The 17,893-nt window shown below is 51.5% G+C and carries 13 protein-coding genes; 3 read left to right on the top strand and 10 right to left on the bottom strand.

What is annotated here, in order from left to right; all coding sequences use genetic code 11:
- Positions 1 to 97 precede the first annotated feature (97 nt).
- Positions 98 to 1,774, top strand: a complete 1,677-nt coding sequence (locus ACN0YH_RS23310; protein WP_417381997.1) for an alkaline phosphatase — start codon at positions 98 to 100, stop codon at positions 1,772 to 1,774.
- Between the two features lie 12 nt (positions 1,775 to 1,786).
- Here the strand turns inward: ACN0YH_RS23310 and ACN0YH_RS23305 are convergent, their stop codons facing one another.
- From ACN0YH_RS23305 to ACN0YH_RS23290, 4 genes are read right to left on the bottom strand one after another with little or no spacing between them, the layout of a single operon-like run.
- Complete coding sequence (locus tag ACN0YH_RS23305) at positions 1,787 to 4,039, bottom strand: penicillin-binding transpeptidase domain-containing protein (protein ID WP_417381996.1); 2,253 nt, start codon at positions 4,037 to 4,039, stop codon at positions 1,787 to 1,789.
- Positions 4,040 to 4,090: 51 nt separating this feature from the next.
- Positions 4,091 to 4,624: a hypothetical protein gene (locus ACN0YH_RS23300; protein ID WP_417381995.1), complete on the bottom strand. Its 534-nt coding sequence runs from the start codon at positions 4,622 to 4,624 to the stop codon at positions 4,091 to 4,093.
- Between the two features lie 14 nt (positions 4,625 to 4,638).
- A complete protein-coding gene (locus tag ACN0YH_RS23295) occupies positions 4,639 to 5,604 on the bottom strand; it encodes a rod shape-determining protein MreC (protein ID WP_417381994.1) in 966 nt (321 codons plus the stop codon).
- 19 nt (positions 5,605 to 5,623) lie between these two features.
- Positions 5,624 to 6,673, bottom strand: a complete 1,050-nt coding sequence (locus ACN0YH_RS23290) for a rod shape-determining protein (protein WP_417381993.1) — start codon at positions 6,671 to 6,673, stop codon at positions 5,624 to 5,626.
- 285 nt (positions 6,674 to 6,958) lie between these two features.
- Here ACN0YH_RS23290 and ACN0YH_RS23285 point away from each other — a divergent pair, with 285 nt between their 5' ends.
- The gene (locus tag ACN0YH_RS23285; RefSeq protein ID WP_417381992.1) at positions 6,959 to 7,600 is read left to right on the top strand and encodes a CPBP family intramembrane glutamic endopeptidase; all 642 of its coding nucleotides are present in this window, start codon (positions 6,959 to 6,961) and stop codon (positions 7,598 to 7,600) included.
- Positions 7,601 to 8,307: 707 nt separating this feature from the next.
- Here the strand turns inward: ACN0YH_RS23285 and ACN0YH_RS23280 are convergent.
- The 4 genes from ACN0YH_RS23280 to tyrS form a co-directional block, all read right to left on the bottom strand.
- The gene (locus tag ACN0YH_RS23280; RefSeq protein WP_417381991.1) at positions 8,308 to 9,369 is read right to left on the bottom strand and encodes a TlpA disulfide reductase family protein; all 1,062 of its coding nucleotides are present in this window, start codon (positions 9,367 to 9,369) and stop codon (positions 8,308 to 8,310) included.
- 186 nt (positions 9,370 to 9,555) lie between these two features.
- Positions 9,556 to 10,728: a TlpA family protein disulfide reductase gene (locus ACN0YH_RS23275; RefSeq protein ID WP_417381990.1), complete on the bottom strand. Its 1,173-nt coding sequence runs from the start codon at positions 10,726 to 10,728 to the stop codon at positions 9,556 to 9,558.
- Between the two features lie 702 nt (positions 10,729 to 11,430).
- Positions 11,431 to 12,507 carry a Gfo/Idh/MocA family protein gene (locus ACN0YH_RS23270; protein WP_417381989.1) on the bottom strand — a complete coding sequence of 359 codons (1,077 nt, stop codon included), beginning with the start codon at positions 12,505 to 12,507 and terminating at the stop codon, positions 11,431 to 11,433.
- Positions 12,508 to 12,699: 192 nt separating this feature from the next.
- Positions 12,700 to 13,923: a tyrosine--tRNA ligase gene (gene tyrS / locus ACN0YH_RS23265; protein WP_417381988.1), complete on the bottom strand. Its 1,224-nt coding sequence runs from the start codon at positions 13,921 to 13,923 to the stop codon at positions 12,700 to 12,702.
- A gap of 344 nt (positions 13,924 to 14,267) precedes the next feature.
- Here tyrS and ACN0YH_RS23260 point away from each other — a divergent pair, with 344 nt between their 5' ends.
- The gene (locus tag ACN0YH_RS23260) at positions 14,268 to 15,113 is read left to right on the top strand and encodes a SirB1 family protein (RefSeq protein WP_417381987.1); all 846 of its coding nucleotides are present in this window, start codon (positions 14,268 to 14,270) and stop codon (positions 15,111 to 15,113) included.
- A gap of 21 nt (positions 15,114 to 15,134) precedes the next feature.
- Here the strand turns inward: ACN0YH_RS23260 and ACN0YH_RS23255 are convergent, their stop codons facing one another.
- Together ACN0YH_RS23255 and ACN0YH_RS23250 are read right to left on the bottom strand one after the other, a co-directional pair.
- Positions 15,135 to 15,638 carry a hypothetical protein gene (locus ACN0YH_RS23255; RefSeq protein WP_417381986.1) on the bottom strand — a complete coding sequence of 168 codons (504 nt, stop codon included), beginning with the start codon at positions 15,636 to 15,638 and terminating at the stop codon, positions 15,135 to 15,137.
- Positions 15,639 to 15,990: 352 nt separating this feature from the next.
- A complete protein-coding gene (locus ACN0YH_RS23250) occupies positions 15,991 to 17,772 on the bottom strand; it encodes a tetratricopeptide repeat protein (RefSeq protein WP_417381985.1) in 1,782 nt (593 codons plus the stop codon).
- Positions 17,773 to 17,893 lie beyond the last annotated feature (121 nt).

The following is a 17,893-nucleotide window of genomic DNA, read 5'->3' as shown; positions in this document are numbered from 1 at the left end:
CGCTTTACAAACAGTATCGGGCTGCGGCTATAATGATTTGACTCCCGCCAGTTTTCATCAAGAACGATTCTGCTTTTATCGATACCCAGAGGCTTCCATGAATTTTGCTGTCACTTCCAGCCTGTTGTCGCTGATCCTGCTTCTTAATGTGACTCCTGCCCAGGCGGAAAAACCGGATGAAGATCACATTCGAAAGATCCAGACCGCAGCCATCAAAAATAAAAAGAGCCCGGTGGCGCACTGGGGCTTTGATCCGAAAAACTATACCCAGTGGTCCAGTCATTCGCTGCGACTGATCCCGGTTTACACCTTCGGGACCAAAAATGGAGTTCCCGGTTATAATCTGAAGTCTTACAAAGGGAAAAACAGCCCTTATCGCGATGAAAAAAAACTCGAAGCTATTTATGGATTTTTGCCTGAAAATACTCTGAATCCGAAAGCCAAATATCTGGACCAGACCAACCTCTATGCTATCCAGGAGGCGGCTCTCAAAGCAGGCAAAAAGAATATTATCCTGTTTGTGTTCGACGGAATGGACTGGGATACTACGCGCGCCGCCGCCCTGTATTACAACGCGGCTGACAAATACAAGAGTGGACGGGGAACCGGATTCCATTTTCAGGATTATACCGCTGACGGCACATCGCAGTTTGGCTACATGGTCACGGCTCCTCACAACGATGGCTCCAACGTGGACGTCAACGGTCAACGCGTTCTGAACGCCGGTGGAAAAATGCGAGGCGGATATAACGCCCAAAAAGGTGGCCCCAATCCCTGGACAGCTGGCGATGATAAAAAATATCTGATTGGCAGCCCTGGTAACAAGTATGGCGAACACGCTTACCCGGACTCAGCCAATACGGCCACCTCAATGACGGCCGGCATCAAGTCGTACAATAACGCGATCAACGTCGACCCCAATGGGGCACCTGTTGCGACGATTGCACACGAGGCCCAGGAGAAAGGTTATTCTGTCGGCGTGGTCACCAGTGTTCCGATTACTCACGCCACGCCTGCGGCCGCTTATGCTCATAATGTCAGCCGCAATGACTACCAGGATCTGGCTCGCGACCTCCTGGGACAACCATCTGTTTCGCATCCACAGCAGGCATTACCCGGTATGGATGTTGTGCTGGGGGGAGGCTTTGGCACGATGGAAAAACCGACCGGCAGCAAATCGCATGGCAAGAACTTCGTCCCCGGCTGGAAATATATCTCGGAAGAAACCATCAACAAGGCAGACGTCAAACAGGGCGGAAAATATACAGTCGCTCTGAGAACTCCTCAGGTCAAAGGCAAGGTCGGTCTGAAACAGGCAACCGCTGCCGCCATCAAGAATAAAACCCGACTGCTGGGCGTGTATGGTGTCGAGAAATACGCGGCTCATCTCCCTTACCAGACCGCAGACGGTGATTACCAGCCGGCACCCGGTTTGAAGAACAGTGCTGAAGTTTATTCTGAATCAGATGTCTCAGAAAACCCGACACTGGCTGATATGACCGAGTCGGCACTCAGCGTGCTCAGCCAGAACAAGCAGGGTTTCTGGCTGCTGGTCGAAGCTGGTGATGTTGACTGGGCCAATCACGATAACAATCTGGATAACTCAATCGGCGCTGTCAAAAGTGGTGATACCGCGTTTAAAGTAATCACGGACTGGGTGGAGCAGAACAGCAACTGGGATGAAACCATCGTGATTCTCACCGCCGATCATGGGCACTATCTGAATATCGATCAGCCGGAAGCATTGATCCCGTCGAAAAAAGCAGCGAAATAGAATCGCCCGGGTTCAGTTCGCCTGCAGTTTGGCTTTGGTGGGGTGAAGCAAACCGGTATCCAGCATCGTCCGCACCAGTTTCTGCGCGACAGGTCCTGCAACGCGGCTGCCGGAACCCCCGTGTTCAATGACGACGGCAAATGCATATTTTGGTCGCGTGGCTGGTACAAAACCGGCGAACCAGGCGTGATCATTTTTGCCTCCGCCGGTCTCCGCGGTCCCCGTTTTTCCGGCGATGGAGATTTCTTTCATCCGCACTGTTTTATAACCGGTGCCGTGGGGATTCGCCACGACGTCGATCAAGCCTTCCCGCACCCGTTCCAATGTATCTGGATGAATGCCGCTCACGTAACGCTGGGGATGCGAGATGATCTGGCGGGTGGTCGTCGTCGATTCCGCCGAGGGAACAATACTGTAAGCCAGATGTGGAACAACCAGCTCACCATTATTGGCAACGACCGCCATGAGCCGCGCAATCTGTAACGGAGTCACTGTCAGCCGAGATTGACCAATGGCGATGCCCAGTGTGTCGCCGGGATACCAGGGGGACTTTCCCTTTTTCCTGCCGGGTGAAGGGTCGGGCAGATGTCCGCCTCGTTCTCCGGGAATATCAATGCCGGTTGGCTTGCCGAAGCCGAGCTGATCGGCCCAGTGGCAGAGCGTCTCCGGTCCCATCGTACGGGCCGCCTGAAAAAAGTAGACGTTACAGGACTGGCATAACGCTTGTGTGAGATTGATATCGTTGTGACCGACTCCATAGTGCCGGTAAATAAAGTCGCGGTGCCGATCAGGTCGGTCCAGATAACCGCGGCAGGGATACATCTCATCCGGATCAATCTTGCCACTTTCCAGTATCGCAATGGAAGTCAGTGCTTTGAAGGTCGAGCCTGGAGGCAGCATCATCTGTGTGGCCCGGGGAAACAGGGGACGTCGCGGATCATCCAGTATCGCCTGCCATTCTTCCGGCGAAGGGTTCAACAGCAGATTCAGGTCATACCGCGGCGCGGAAGCGGTTGCCACAATCGCGCCACTGCGCACATCGAGAACCACAATACAGCCGCCTGTGGAAGGCTCAATGGTGAGAGCGCCTTTCTCATCCTTCTGCTGTGCCAGTTCGTCCAGAGACTGATCCAGCAGATCTTGAACCTCACCCTGCAGCCGTGTATTCAAAGTCAACACCACATCATCGCCCGACTTGGGTTCGCGAACGACTTCGCTGCGAACGATTTCACCCTGCCGGTTTTTCACCACGCGTTTTAAGCCACGCAGGCCACGCAGAAACCGATCGTACGAACGCTCGATTCCCATTTTGCCGATGCGATCCCCTTCCTGGTAATCCAATGGATCTCCGTCGGGAAACTGTTGCTGCCTGGCTGCCAGGGTTTTCTCATCAATGCGATGTCGTATTCCCAGCTCATGGGGGGCGATCGTTTTCTGCGGATATTCGCGGAGGGTTGCCACCTGAATATTCACGCCGGGAAAGTGTTCCGGATGCGCAGAAATGGCCAGTGCAATTTCACGTGGAATCCCTGATTGGACGGTGTGATAATCCAGTTCTTCGCGGACGACAATCCGTTCCCGCCGTGGTCGTCGCGGAGGTCGCGTTAATGTTTCTTTCAGCAGTTTCCAAAACGCCTGCGGATAATCTGCCGGCGCTGTTTCTGTTGTTTCATCAGCCACTTGAGTTGGCTGCGTCTCCGTCCGCTTTTTCTCGGCTCTCTCATTCACGCTTGCGATGATATTTTCAACACGTTTTTGTATCTCATTCCCTGAGGTCAACAGGTCTTGTTGCGGGACCCGCATGACCAGCGCCAGTTCTTCCCACAACTGCTGACGTCGTGCGAGAACTTTGTCGCGGGCGGCCTTTACCTTTTCTTTCTGGCGACGCTCCAGGGGCTTCAACAGCGTCAGCGCCTGCTGTTTCAGCCAGCGTTCATTTGGCGGCTCTTCCAGCCAGCGATAATGCACCTGCAGGTCGAAGCGTTCGACATCCATTGCCAGCACGCGTCCATCAATGGAGACAATGCGTCCGTCTCGACTGGGAATCGTCTCGAAAGATTCAGTTGTCTTTCCAAACTGCGAGTAAAAATGCTCTGAATTCATCATCTGGATGAACAGTAGCCGCCCACTCACCGCCAGCAGCGGCGCCAGCAGTAACAGCCCCAACAGACAGACCCGCAGACCGGGCAGACGATCCACCTGAAACGGGTTGCCGCTTGCTTCGATTTCTGAAGTCTGATGGTTACTGCCAGGACGATTACGCATTAATTGATGATCTGTTGTTAATATTTTAATCAAGAAAACCGACGAATGTGATCAGCGGGAATACTGTGAGGAATACCCGACCGAAGCAGCGGGAGATGTTCGAAGTTCAACGGGAATCAATTTGATACTGAGCAGTAGTAACAGCCCTATGACTGCTGTCTCCAGACTGTTTCCTGCTGACTGCTGTAGTATGCCTGTCAGTTCAGAGATCAGTTCTGCTCCCGCTTCCAGGCGATTCAATGCATGAAACAGACTGTCAAAAAGAAATGAGAGAAAGGCCAGCATCACAAATCGACTGAAGATTGAACGTAGCTGAAAGTGGACCTGTATTCGATAAGCAAGCCAGATCAGAGTGGTCAGCAGAAATACTCCCGTGCCGGGAATGGCAGAGTCGAATGCTTCACAGACCAGTCCCGCCAGCAGTGCACAGAGAATAACACGCGCATCGCGGAGCCAGAACAAAGCCAGACCTGTTACCATGATGATCAGGTTCGGCCGATACCCCTGGGGACTCAGTTCCGGAACCACGCTGATCTGAATAATCAGACAGACATATGCCAGTAACATCAGGCTGAATAATTTCATATCTCCCTATCCTCTCAGTTCGCCAGCATCCGTCGCGGATTGATTATCTGACGCAGTACACTGACCTGTTTGACATCAGACAGTGTGATGGCTGGCTCTACAATTATCTTCCAGTAAGGTGCACCCCGAGGCAGTTCTGCTTCCATCACGCGCCCGTAATACATGGGTTGCCCGAGTGTGGACTGCATGCTCAGAGGGAGTTCGCGATCGACTTCCCCCGTAAAAACATCCTGTCCCACCTGAATTGATTCAGTCGGCGGAATCTGCAGTAGTTCGCATTTGCCTTCCCCCAGTCCCACCAGGATCCCATCGGTGCCGAGCTGTAAGCCCTGCTCCGTGCGGCGGGCAATGCGAGCCGAGCCACGGTACTTGACCGATGTGATGGGAATCAGGCTGCTGGTCCAGCTTCCGACCTCGTCGATTTTTCCGATCACGGCCTGTCCCGCGTACAAGGCATATCCGGGTTTGATGCCTTGTGCTGTGCCCTGATCAATCAGGGGGAAATCGGATTCCAGCACGAACGATGATTCGAAGACCCCCTGCTCGCGTCCCTGGTTGAGGAACTGCCCTTCCCGCAACAGTGAAATGGCGGACTCACCCAGAATCTGCGCTTCCAGCAGGTCAGGAACCAGCAGGCGGTCGCTGGACTGTGTCTGATAGTTGGGAACCCCCGTCCGTTTGAGACGCTGTAATTCTTCTGAGACCTGCAGCGCCTGCAGTTCCAGTCGCCGCTTTGCCTGTTTACTTTCTGTCAACTGGCGCTCCAACTGTTCCACACGCGGGTCTGACGCGTCCGGTTTTGCCGCAGTCGATTCCCAGGCTTTGAACTGCTGCACGAGGACTAAGCCAGGCCTGGCTGTATCGCGAATCAGATTATACAGTCGACTCGAATACGCAGTCGGCATCGCATACAGGCTGCCTGAAACCAGCAATGCCAGCAGGACCAGTTTGATTTCCGAAAACCGCGTTTCGCGTTTCATAGACTGCAGCCCCGTCCCTTTAAAAATCACCATCGCCGTTATCAAAGGCATGACGCCACTGGCTGAGATGTTCGAGGCAGATCGCAGTTCCCCGCGCGACTGTCCGCAGGGGATCCTCATCCACGCGTACGGGAATCCCCAGTTGTTCGCTCATGTAATAAGCCAGGCCACGGAGCAGCGCACCGCCACCCGTGAGGACCAGACCATTGTCGGCCAGGTCGGCGACCAGCTCCGGCTTACATTGTTCGATGGTCTGCTTACAGCAGTTCAGGATGGATTCCAGCGGTCCATGCAAGGCATCGCGCAGTTCTTCACTGGTGACGATCGCTTTACGGGGGATGCTGCTGATGATATCCAGGCCTTTGACTTCGCCGGTCAACTCCTGTTCCAGGGGATAGGCGCTGCCCAGTTCCAGCTTCAAGTCCTCTGCTGTCTGCACGCCAATCCGTAGCGAATAATGCTGCTTCATGTATTCGACAATCGCATCGTCACATCGATCCCCGCCAATGCGAACCGAATTACTGACGACGGTATCGCCCATACTCATGATGGCGACTTCCGTGGTGCCCCCACCAATATCACAGACCATGCTCGCCATCGGTTCTGAGATTGGCAGCCCGGCACCGATGCCCGCCGCCTTGGATTCTTCAATGAGATAGACACGACCGGCGCCGGCGCGTTCGGCACTGTTAAACACGGCCCTTTTCTCGACAGGTGTGATACTACCAGGTACCGCGATGACGACCCGTGGTCGCAACCCGCGCGACTGATGACGGGCTTTGTGAATAAAATAGCGGAGCATTGATTCACACAGTTCAAAGTCGGTGATCACCCCTTCTTTGAGGGGGCGGACAGCAATGATACTGTCGGGAGTGCGGCCCAGCATCTGCTTGGCCAGTTTACCGACGGCCGTTCCTTTGCCCAGAATCTTGCGGCTGCCTTTATGCAACGCGACGACCGAGGGTTCGTCCAGCGCAATGCCCTCGCCCTGGATCGCGACGATGGTATTCGCCGTTCCCAGATCGATCGCCAAATCAGGACAGAGCCATTGACGTAAACGGTGCAGCATCCTTGCACTACCGCTTCTGTTTAAAAGAATAAGTGGGCTGAACAGAATCAAGAACGAAACTCAACAAACCATTATTGAGTCGCCTGCTATTCACAAAACTTCCTGTTAAGATTGGGAAAATGTATTCGAGATGGTGAGTTTCTGCAAGATGCAGTTTTGAAACAGTGACGTTCCTGTAAAAACAGGTAAACCTGGCTATCCTGCTAACTGACCAGAATTTGGAATTGGGACTGATAGTGCTATAATTCCAATACAAACCTAAAACAGAGAGTGAACGAACTATCCATGGCCGATTGGGATGAAGAAGAAGATTTTGAAGAGACGACTGCGCAAGACCAGCAATCTTTCATCCTGGGTGGCTCGCTGATTTCGATCGGCATCATCGTGATTGCCTTCGGTGTTGGCTGGGGACTGGGTGTCAGCCCGCTTGCCAATCTCAACTGGAGCTGGACCGATCTGCTGATTGGCATTCTGGCTGCGCTGCCTTTGTACCTGTTTTTCTTCTGGACGGCCAAACTGCCAATTAAGAGTTTTCAACAGATCCAGCAGTTCCTGCTCGATGAACTGGGCCCGCGCGTGGAGCACGGCAAAGTCTGGGAACTGTTCATCCTCTGTATCTTCATTGGCCTGGGTGAAGAGATGCTGTTTCGGGGCGTACTGCAATCCTGGGCAACGCAATACGGAGTGATTGCTGCAATCATCTTCACCAATATTCTGTTTGGTGTATTACATTCGATCACGCGGCTGTACGTCATCGTGGCAACACTGATGGGCGTTTACATGAGTCTGCTGCTGATTCTTTTTACGCCTCAGAACCTGCTGATTCCAGTCACGACACATACCGTGTACGACTTCATGTGCTTTATGTACGTCATACACGCGTATCGCCAGCAGAAAGAGGCTGAGCAGGTATACGAATCAGAGTAATAAAGCCCGCGTGGTGAGTGTTTAACATGTTTCACACCATCAGGGAAACTCTGAAACCTTCTCTTTTTTCTACCACGTAAAACACGAACGGACACGAAAGATTCTGGTTGGTGGGAAGTAACAACCATGGTTGAGAGAGAAGAATGTCGGATGCCTCCGGATAAAATCCGGGGTTGTCGAAGACAACAGGAAACTGCCAGAGCACACATACGCACTCACGGCATGCTCTCCTGCCTCAATCCATGACACGACTGAGAGAAAATCAGTGGGTCACTTTCAGGAACGTCACACCCTCAGTTTCCTGCTCGCTACGCTCGGCCCGGATTACATCCGGGCCCACCCATGGTTGGGTGAGGGAAATATCTATGCAATTGCGCCAATTCACTAGCCAGGAGAAAACGTCAGATGGCCACGGATAAATTCCGGGGTTGTCGAAGCCAACAGAAAACTGTCAGAGCAGATTTACGCACTCACGGCATGCTCTCCTGCCTTAATCCATGACGCGACTAAGAGCAAACCAGTGGTTCACTTTCAGAAACGTCTCACTCTCAGTTTCCTGCTCGCTGCGCTCGGCCCGGATTACATCCGGGCCCACCCATTGGTTTTTTAATTTCGTGCAGTTTCGTGTTTTTCGTGGTAGAAATAAATAGCCCGAACCGTAGCGGGATTTTTTCTGCCGAAATGTAATAGTCGACTCTGTTAGTTTATCACTTCGCTTCGATCAACTGTTTCAATTTGTCACGATCAGACTGCTTCCACAGTTTAAGATTGCCGAAAATATTCCCCTGGCGGTCAATCACAATGGTACTCGGGAAACTGTTGATCCCGTATTCGACGCTCATTTTCGAATTGGCAATTGGCTCTCCGCCGAGAGAGTATGGTAATTTTCGCAAGCGTGTGAGGGCCACCGGGAAGTCAATTTCTCGCCCCTTCCAGATATTCTTTTGAATTTTACTCAGCTTCTGATCCAGTTCTTTGACGGAAGTCACCTCGTCATCTTCACCATAGGGAGTATGGATACCAATGACTGCCAGATCTTCATGCGGAAACTCGTCCTGTAGTTTGAAAAGTTGCGGAATGCCAGAGTAGACGCAAGGACCGCACCACCAGCCCCAGAACTCCAGTATCACTACTTTCCCGCGTAACTGTGACAGTTTAATGGGAGGTCCATTTTTCCATTCCTTGATATCCACAATTTCCGGGGCGGGTTTGCCTTCTAATAGAATCCACTTTTTGGCGGCGGCATCTGCTGTTCCTGCATCATATTCTGTTTGCCCCGCTTTGATGACGATTGTTTTTTCGACCGGACTCACATGCTCCCCGTGGCCCACAATTGTGAACGTACCTGGTGGCAGGAAAAAATGCAGAGTCGAATCCGGTCCATTACACCATTGACAGAACAGGTTTTGATAACCACAAGCTCCCTGGATCGTGCCGATCTTTTTCCCAGTCGATTTCAGCTGGTTACATTTAATCTGCCAGGTGACATGACATTCGGGATACATCGTCAGAACCTGGGGCGACTTCTTGTCCTGAATCTGATCTGTCCGTTTGACAGCAACGAGACCCCGCCCAGAGTGCCGTGCGTAAACCAGCCCTCGATATCGGTCAGCGTCACGAAACTCAATGATACCATCGGAATCTGACTGGAGTTCAAAATGCCCAAAACTCCATTCACCCACATGCTGGTCATCAAAGCCTTTAAAAATAGCGGATGCCCCGGTTTGTGCTCCCTCGACCGGTTTCCCCTCCTGATCAACCAGTTTCACAGTCAGAAACGGTTTCGCTTCCTCTGCCGTTTCCTGCGTTTTTTTTCTGCAGCCACCTGAGAAACTAACAGAATAGATACCAGCATAATCCAGTTCAGGCTCAATCGCATATTTGTCATCCTATTCAATTACATGGTTGATCGATCCTCAGAGCGGATAACATCGAATTTTAACCGGTCGCTACCCTTACTTCGCTTCGATCAGCTGCTTCAGTTTGTCACGGTCCGCTTTTTCCTGCAGGTTTAGGCTGCCAAAAATGTTTCCCTGGCGATCGATGACAATCACACTCGGGAAACTGAGAATTCCATACTCAACACTCATTCTCGAATTCGCATACGATTCTTCACCAGGCGAGTATGGTAACTTCCGAAAGCGTGTCAGAGCCACAGGAAAATTGATCTGCTTTCCCTTCCAGACATCCTTCTGGATTTTGCTCAGTTTTTCATTTAGTTCCTTGATCGAAGTAACCTGATCTTCTTCTCCATAAGGAGTGTGGACGCCAATGATCGCCAGGTCTTCAGCTGGGTACTCTTTCTGTAGCTTGAAGAGTTCTGGAATTCCATAGTAGATGCATGGGCCACACCACCAGCCCCAGAATTCCAGGATGACCACTTTCCCTCTGAGCTGCGACAACTTGATCGGCCCATTTTTCCATCCTTGTACATCAATAATTTCAGGAGCAGGCTTACCTTCCAACAGAATCCACTTTCTCGCATAAGCATCTGTCGTACCTGCATCAAACTCTATTTGCCCCGTTTTTACTACAATCTTTTTATCAACCGGGCAGAATCGTTTCCCATACGACATCAGTCGAAATTCGCCTGGCGGCAAAAAGAAATGAAGCGTTAAGCCTGTCTGAAAACACTTTTGGCAAATCTGATCTCCGGAATAGCAACGCCCCCGAGCCTGGCCTGCGTCTTTCCCGATCTGATCGAGCTGACTACATTTGATCTTCCAGGTAACATGACATTCAGGATACATTGTCAGAATTAGTGGCGATTTCTGATCCTCAATCAGGTCCGTTCGTTTAGTAGCAACGAGATTTCGACCGGCATGACGCGCAAAAACCATGCAATCAAACTGGGCAGGATTGGAAATCCGAACCAGACCCTCAGAATCTGACCTGACCTCAGGGCCGACAAATTCCCAGCCTACTCCCCGCTCACGATCATAGCCATTAATCACAGAAGAAATACTGGCCCGTGCCCCCTCTACTGGTTTCCCCTGCTGATCTACCAGTTTCACAGTCAGAAACGGTTTCGCCTCCTCTACCGATTCCTGCTGTTTTTCTTCTGCAGAGGCAATCTGAGAAACACAGAGTGTGATTACCAGCACTATATAATTCAGACTGGGGCTCATGCTCTTCTCCACAAATAGACCTGTTGTTGAGTTCACACTTTTTGAAGATAGAACTGAATCTCTCGTTTGTCTATTAGAAAGTAAGATTTCACAGAATTGATACGGAATAGTGGCCACGGATAAAATCCGGGGTTGTCGAAGACAACAGGAAACTGCCAGAGCACACATACGCACTCACGGCATGCTCTCCTGCCTCAATCCATGACACGACTGAGAGCAAACCAGTGGCTCACTTTCATGAACAGCATACTGTCAGTTTCCTGCTCGCTCTGCTCGGCCCGGATTACATCCGGGCCCACCCATGGTTGAGTGAGGGAAATATCTATGCAATTGCGCCAATTCACTAGCCAGGAGAAAACGTCAGGTGGCCACGGATAAATTCCGGGGTTGTCGAAGACAACAGGAAACTGTCAGAGCACACATACGCACTCACGGCATGCTCTCCTGCCTCAATCCATGACACGACTGAGAGCAAACCAGTGGCTCACTTTCAGGAACAGCACACTCTCAGTTTCCTGCTCGCTCTGCTCGGCCCGGATTGCATCCGGGCCCACCCATTGGTTTTTTAATTTCGTGCGATTTCGTGTTTTTCGTGGTAGAAATAATTAACCTGAACCGCGGCGGGTGAAACTACGATTGATATAAAAAAAGCAGGACGGGCTCTCCTTAACCCGTCCTGCTTCAATTGGCATCCGTTCCGTTTTATTTTGCTTTCGGAATCCGGGGATCGCGTTTAAGAGGCAGCGACACCTGTTTTCCGGTCCAGGAAGACTGATAGATCGCCAGAATGATTTCCACACTCTTGCGGCCATCGTTTCCATCGACAAACGGCTTCTTACCGGTTTTAATCGACTTGATGAAGTCTTTCAGCTGTTCCATATGTCCGGCATAAGAGATGGCAGAGGGATCACTGGCACCGCCGGTGTTGCCACTTTTCTTGGCCAGCTCTGTGCGGATCTTTTCATCGCGGGCGTTCTCTTTCGCAAACTCCCAGTGCAGAACATCGTCCTGCTCGATGATCACGGTCCCTTTGGTACCAGAGATTTCAGTTTTCTTGAGCAATCCGGGGAAGACGCTGGTGGTCGCTTCGATCACACCCAGGGCACCGTTTTTGAACCGAATGGTGGCAACGCCGGTATCTTCGACTTCGATTCGCTTGTGTGCCAGGGTACCGGTCATGCCGTTCACATCGGCGACTTCACCCATGAACCAGAACAGCAGGTCGACGTTATGAATCGCCTGATTCATGTAGGCACCGCCGCCATCCATTTCCCAGGTACCACGCCATCCGCCGGAATCGTAGTACTCTTGAGTGCGCCACCATTTGACATAGGTGTCGCCTAATGTCAGTTTACCGAAGCGGCCTTTGTCGATCGCTTTTTTCAGTTCCTGATTGGCGGCACCAAAGCGGGAAGGCATGATGGTCGCCAGTTGGACCTTATTCTTTTTGCAGGCATTGATGATTGCATCACAGCGTTTGAGTGTGATTTCGAGTGGTTTTTCGACTACGACATGTTTACCTGCTTTGGCAGCAGCGACTGCAGGATCCATGTGTGCCCCGCTGGGGGTGCAGATGGTGACAACATCCACTTCGGGATCTGCCAGCATTTCATCCAAATCATGATAGGCCGTGCAACCATTCGCTTCTGCAAACTTATCTGCTGATGCTGCGAATCGATCAAAGCAGGCGACCAGCTTAGCACCGCGAATCTCTTCCAGTGCCTTTGCATGAAAATTCGAAATCATGCCACAGCCGACAATTCCAAAACCTGTTGCCATTACTGTTGCTTTCTGTATTTCGTTCAAAAAAAGTTTGTCTCTGTTCACACTATGATTGTGAACGTCAGAACGTAAATCTCTGAATTAACCTTTAAAACATCGTTTTACGAAGTATTTCTTGCGAATGCAATCCGCGCGGAATGATTTCCCCTGATTGCCTGCAAAAGACGGTCTATTTCATTTGCTCGCAGGTCAATCGACCAGTTCCACCTGGCAGAACCGTTTCTTGCCGACCCAGAGTAACAAACCAGACTCGACTGCAATCGCCTGATCATGGGATTCGATCTTCACCTTATCTTCCCCTATTTTGGCGCCCCCCTGCTGAATCGAACGCCGCGCATCACTGGTGGAAGCACACAGGCCCAACTGCTTGAGTAAGTTTGCAGCTGGCAGAGTTCCTTCCTCATTTAATACTGACTTCGAAAACTTGACCACGGGAATCTCCGCAGGCAGGCCGCCGGAACCAATCTCCCGCTGCCAGCGATCGGCAGAATCCTCTGCCGCGGCGGCATCGTGGTATTCTGTGATAATCGTTTTCGCCAGTTTAACTTTGGCCTCTTTGGGATGACCTGCCAGAATGGTCTGGACTTCCTCCAGAGGGAAATCGGTCAGTAATTCGAAAAACATCTGCATGCTGTCATCAGAGAGCTGCATGAATTTTTTCATCATCTCATATGGAGATTCGCTGATGCCGATGTAGTTCCCCAGGCTTTTGCCCATACGACGGACACCGTCTGTCCCCACCAGAATGGGTGACATGACGCTTACCTGCTGTCGCAGTTTCTGATCTTTCTGCAGATCGCGGGCCAGCATGAAGGAGTAAAGCTGTTCGGTGCCCCCCAATTCAATGTCGGCTTTGATCTCGACTGAATCCCAGGCCTGCATGATCGGGTACAGGCACTCGTGGAGATAAATGGCGGCTTCTTCGCGGTATCGCTTTGAGAAATCATCGCGGGTCAGCAGTTGTGCGACGGTGACTTTACTGCAGAGTTCGAGGATATCTGCGAAGTTCATTTTGCTGAACCAGTCGCCGTTCCTGACAACTTCGGCATTTTCCAGATCGATGACTTTACCCACCTGATTCAGGTAGTCGATGGCATTGGCTTCGACCTGTTCTGCAGTCAGACGGGCGCGGGTTTCATCGCGACCGCTGGGATCGCCGACCAGGGCAGTATAATTCCCTATGATGATGACTGCCTGATGCCCCAGTTCCTGAAACTGACGCATCTTTCGCATGGGAACGGTATGCCCCAAGTGGAGGTCAATCCCTGTAGGGTCGATCCCATATTTCACCCGCAACGGCGTTCCCGTTTCACGACTCCATTTTAACTTTTCGGCCAGTTCCTGTTCAGGAACGATCTTTTCCACACCACGCTGGAGGACTGCCAACTGCTCTTCTACAGGCAAAAATTGCATTAAACTTACCAGACTCTCTCTCAAACAATGTTATTCTGACATATCAGGGTTTCGCTTATTTTGTCGATTCGGTCTGCCAGCGTCAATCTAAGCGGCGGGCCAGTAGACGTTTATTTCAAACCGATTTGACCAGGCATCACTGACTATGATAAGATCCGTGCCGGTCGGGTACTGCACTGTTGTGTTTTTTACAAAGAACAAAGCTTTTCCTCATTCCGTAAAAAAATGGCATTGATGCCCTGCCCCGAATTCAGGTACAAATAATAAGTGACGCTACCTGCCTCCCAACCTGTATACCCTCCTGCAAATACCACCCAATCACTCCAGTACCAAGTTTGTCTTTGATGGACATTTCACAAATATTCCAGTTTAAACAGGACCAGGAATTTTCTAAACTCCTGCTGCATGATAAAGAGGTCGACCTGACGATTGCCGCATTGGAACTGGCACGCGACGATCAACCCGATCTGCAGTTTGAACAGGTAAAAATCTGGATTCGACAACGCGCCTGCGAACTCTCCGGGAAAGTAGCGCTTGCCAATGACGACGCAACCCTGGTCAGATACTTCGTCGACTGCCTGGCCAAACAGCATGGGCTGACGGGAAATACAGTCTGTTACCATCAGCCGGAAGGCAGCTACCTGAATCATGTGATCGAAACAAAGCAGGGTCTGCCTATTGCGCTCTCCCTGATTTATATGGCGGTCGGCAATGAGCTGGGGATTGAGATCCAGGGGGTCGCTGCCCCCATGCAGTTTCTGGTACGCTATGAATCACAGTCGGGCCCGTTGTTCATTGATCCCTACTCTCGTGGAACAATCTATAACGAAAACGAATGTATCATCCATCTGGCAGAATTAGGCGACTTTTCCCGCGATGTCCTGCTGCGAGTATTAAAGCCCGCCACCCATCGGGAAATTATTACCCGCATGCTGCTGAATCTCAAACGGATTCACGAAGAACGCGAAGATTTCCCGCGTGCCTGGAATGTGCAACGCAGACTGTGTGCCTTGAATCCACTGTCCAACGCACATCGAAAAGACCTGGCGGCACTCAGCTTTAAAACCAGGAAACTGGGGTTGGCGGCCGATCTTCTGGAAAGCTGCCTGAAAAGCTGTCCGGAATCCGAGCAGATGGATATCAAGCTGATGCTCCAGAAAGTACGTACCGAACTGGCTCAGTGGAACTGAAGTCTGCTTACAGACAGTTGCTCAACCTGCATCAACTTTAATCTGGTACAGAAACTGACCGCCACTCTGAAATACCCGTTCCTCCGAGAAACGGCTCCAGGCCAGACGCACGATCAAAAATTCCTTGACTGGTTTATCCAGGTCAAAGGTCACCGCGACTTCCCGGGAATAGATGTGAGTCGGATGGGTGAACGAGATTCCCCGCACCGAAATATTGCGACCGGTCACGATCTGCAGATCGGATTCCAACTGCCTGGTTTGAGGATTGAAAACAGCCAGGCCGAGCGGCCGTTGACAGGGAATGCGATGCCATTCACGACTGCTGATCGATGAAGGCTCGAGATACCAGCTGGCGACGACGGAATCGATCAGTTTACTCAGTTCAGGAATTCGTCGCAGGCAGGGAGTATTTGTCGTCTCGCGAAAAAAAGCAGCTCGCTTCTGCTGATAGAATTCGGAATTTTCGTCTTCTTTAATCGTAGTCGGAAACACATCACTCGGGTAGGCTCTCACGGCTTGTCGCATGGGTCTGCTCTTTTATAGACATAACGGAACTGACATCAGACTCAGATTGTCTGTTTTTAATCAATTTCATATTTCGACAGGAAATAAGCATTCGTTGCAGAAATGCTGACGGGGTATTAGACAGGGAGAGAGATACTCTAATTTAGCCCGCAATAAAAAGCGGGTCAAATTCTGACGGCAGAGCCCCTGGAGAACGAGACCGGAATAATCGATCAAACAGGATTCATCCGCCCAACCGTCACCAGGCAGGCAGATGGCACATCCTCTTTCTGAAATTGAGTTTAGCGCTACCGGTTGCAGCTTCAAATCACAGAAACGAAGAAAATCCCTCCATTTTGAATTCCTACAAGATTTAGCCTTCCTTCGACACCAGAATCTGTTCCAGTTCAGATTGAACCGCCTGAATGACGGGTTCCCAGTCGCCCAGTTCCGCCTGGCGAAACAACTGCGCCGTCGGATACCAGGGGCTGTCGCTCCGTTCCATCAGCCAGCGCCATTCGGGAAGATATGAAACCAGAATCCAGACGGGAATGCCCAGTGATCCCGCCAGGTGGGCCATTGCGGTGTCGGAGGTAATGACCAGGTCCAGATTTTGAATCAAGGCAGCCGTCTCAGAAAAACTGCCTGAAGCCGTCTGATATTCGGCGCCTGGTTGCCAGAGATTCCATTCACTCTTTAATGGTTCAATCTGCTCCAGCCCGTTGACCTGCTGCAGGCTGATCAGCTGAATGCCTTCCTGTTTCCCCAGAGGCAGAAAAGCCTGTAACGGGATCGAACGCAGCTCATTTTTGGGAAAGCTCGGATTTCCACACCAGTTCAACCCGACTTTGGTTCCCGGCAATTCGGAAAGCACGTGGGCCCAATACTGCTGTCTCTCAGCGGATGGTTTTAGAAACGGAACCGCTGTGGGAATCGTCTCCAGGGTGGTTTCCAGATAGTAGGGCACACTCAACAGGGCACACTGATAATCACATTCCGGTTGCGGGTCCCCAGCGACCAGGATCTGATCGAGTTCTGGAACCAGCTTCAGCAGCTCTGCCAGTTCTGACTGACAGAGCACGAGTACCCGAGTGGCCCCCCGTTTTTTCAGTTCGATCGCAAAGCGAAGAAACAGCAGCGTGTCACCAAATCCCTGCTCGCACCACAGGCAGATCGATTTTCCCGTTAACGGTTCCCCCTGCCATTGCTGCCCTGGATATTGCTGCCGTGGACTGGCATCAATGTCTATACGGCGTTCGAAACCGCGCCAGCCGTCTTGCAGATTTCCCTGCAACAGACGGGTTGTCGCCAGGTTGAATTCCGCCATCGCGAAATCGGGACGCAAGCTGATTGCTTTTCTGAAATTTTCGCTGGCCTTTTCCAGCTCATGTTTGAGCTTTAAGGCATTCCCCAGGTTGTTATATCCTTCGGGCTGGGTCGGAGCAACTTGAATGGAACGTTCTGCCGCTTCAACTGCGGCATCAATATTTCCAATCGCTTCCTGTACATAACTCAGACTGACCAGAATCTGATAATGATCGGGGCTGATTTTCAACATCGACTCATACAGCACGATCGCTTCCTGGTACTGACGCTGCAGTACCAGCACGTAGGCCAGTTTCATCGACAGATCAAAGTCACCCGGTGTCGCCACCAGCAGTTCCCGGTAGATGGCTTCTGCCCGCGCCCATTCGCCGGCTGACTTCAGCGTGTCCGCCAGTTTCTGATAGGTTTCCAAATTGGCGGGAGTTAATTCATGCGCCTTCTGATAACACTTCACCGCCTCACTGAACACGCCCTGGCTCTCGAACAATGATCCCAGGTTAAAGTACGCACGTTCATAATGCGGGTTCAGGCGGATGGCCTGCTCGAAGGACTGGCCAGCCTCCTGCCACTTTCCCGCGGCATGATAGGCGACCCCCAGATTGTTATGCACGTCCGGCAGTTCCGGCTGCAGCTGAACAACCTGGAGAAAACTGCGGATACTCTGATCCAGGTCGCCGCGCTGCAGTTGTAGAGTTCCCAGGTAATAGCGGGCCTCCCATTGACGTTCATCCGTATCCAGTACATGCTGATAGATGGTCGCAGCCTGGTCCAGTTCCCCTGCCTGATGGTGGGCTAATGCTGCTTTCAGTTGTGCCTGAATCTCATCCATGTGAGAACCTCTGCCCTGTTTCTGCCGGGATAGGAAAAACGCTGATTTAAAGACTTTAGCCAGATCGCTTTGAATTTGACGCTGGCTCAAAGTAACATTCTATTAGCAGTACTGCAATAAC

The organism is Gimesia sp. (assembly GCF_048262075.1).
Lineage (GTDB): Bacteria > Planctomycetota > Planctomycetia > Planctomycetales > Planctomycetaceae > Gimesia.
Note: the sequence above shows the minus strand (reverse complement) of the source record. Positions and strands in the feature narration are given on the sequence as shown.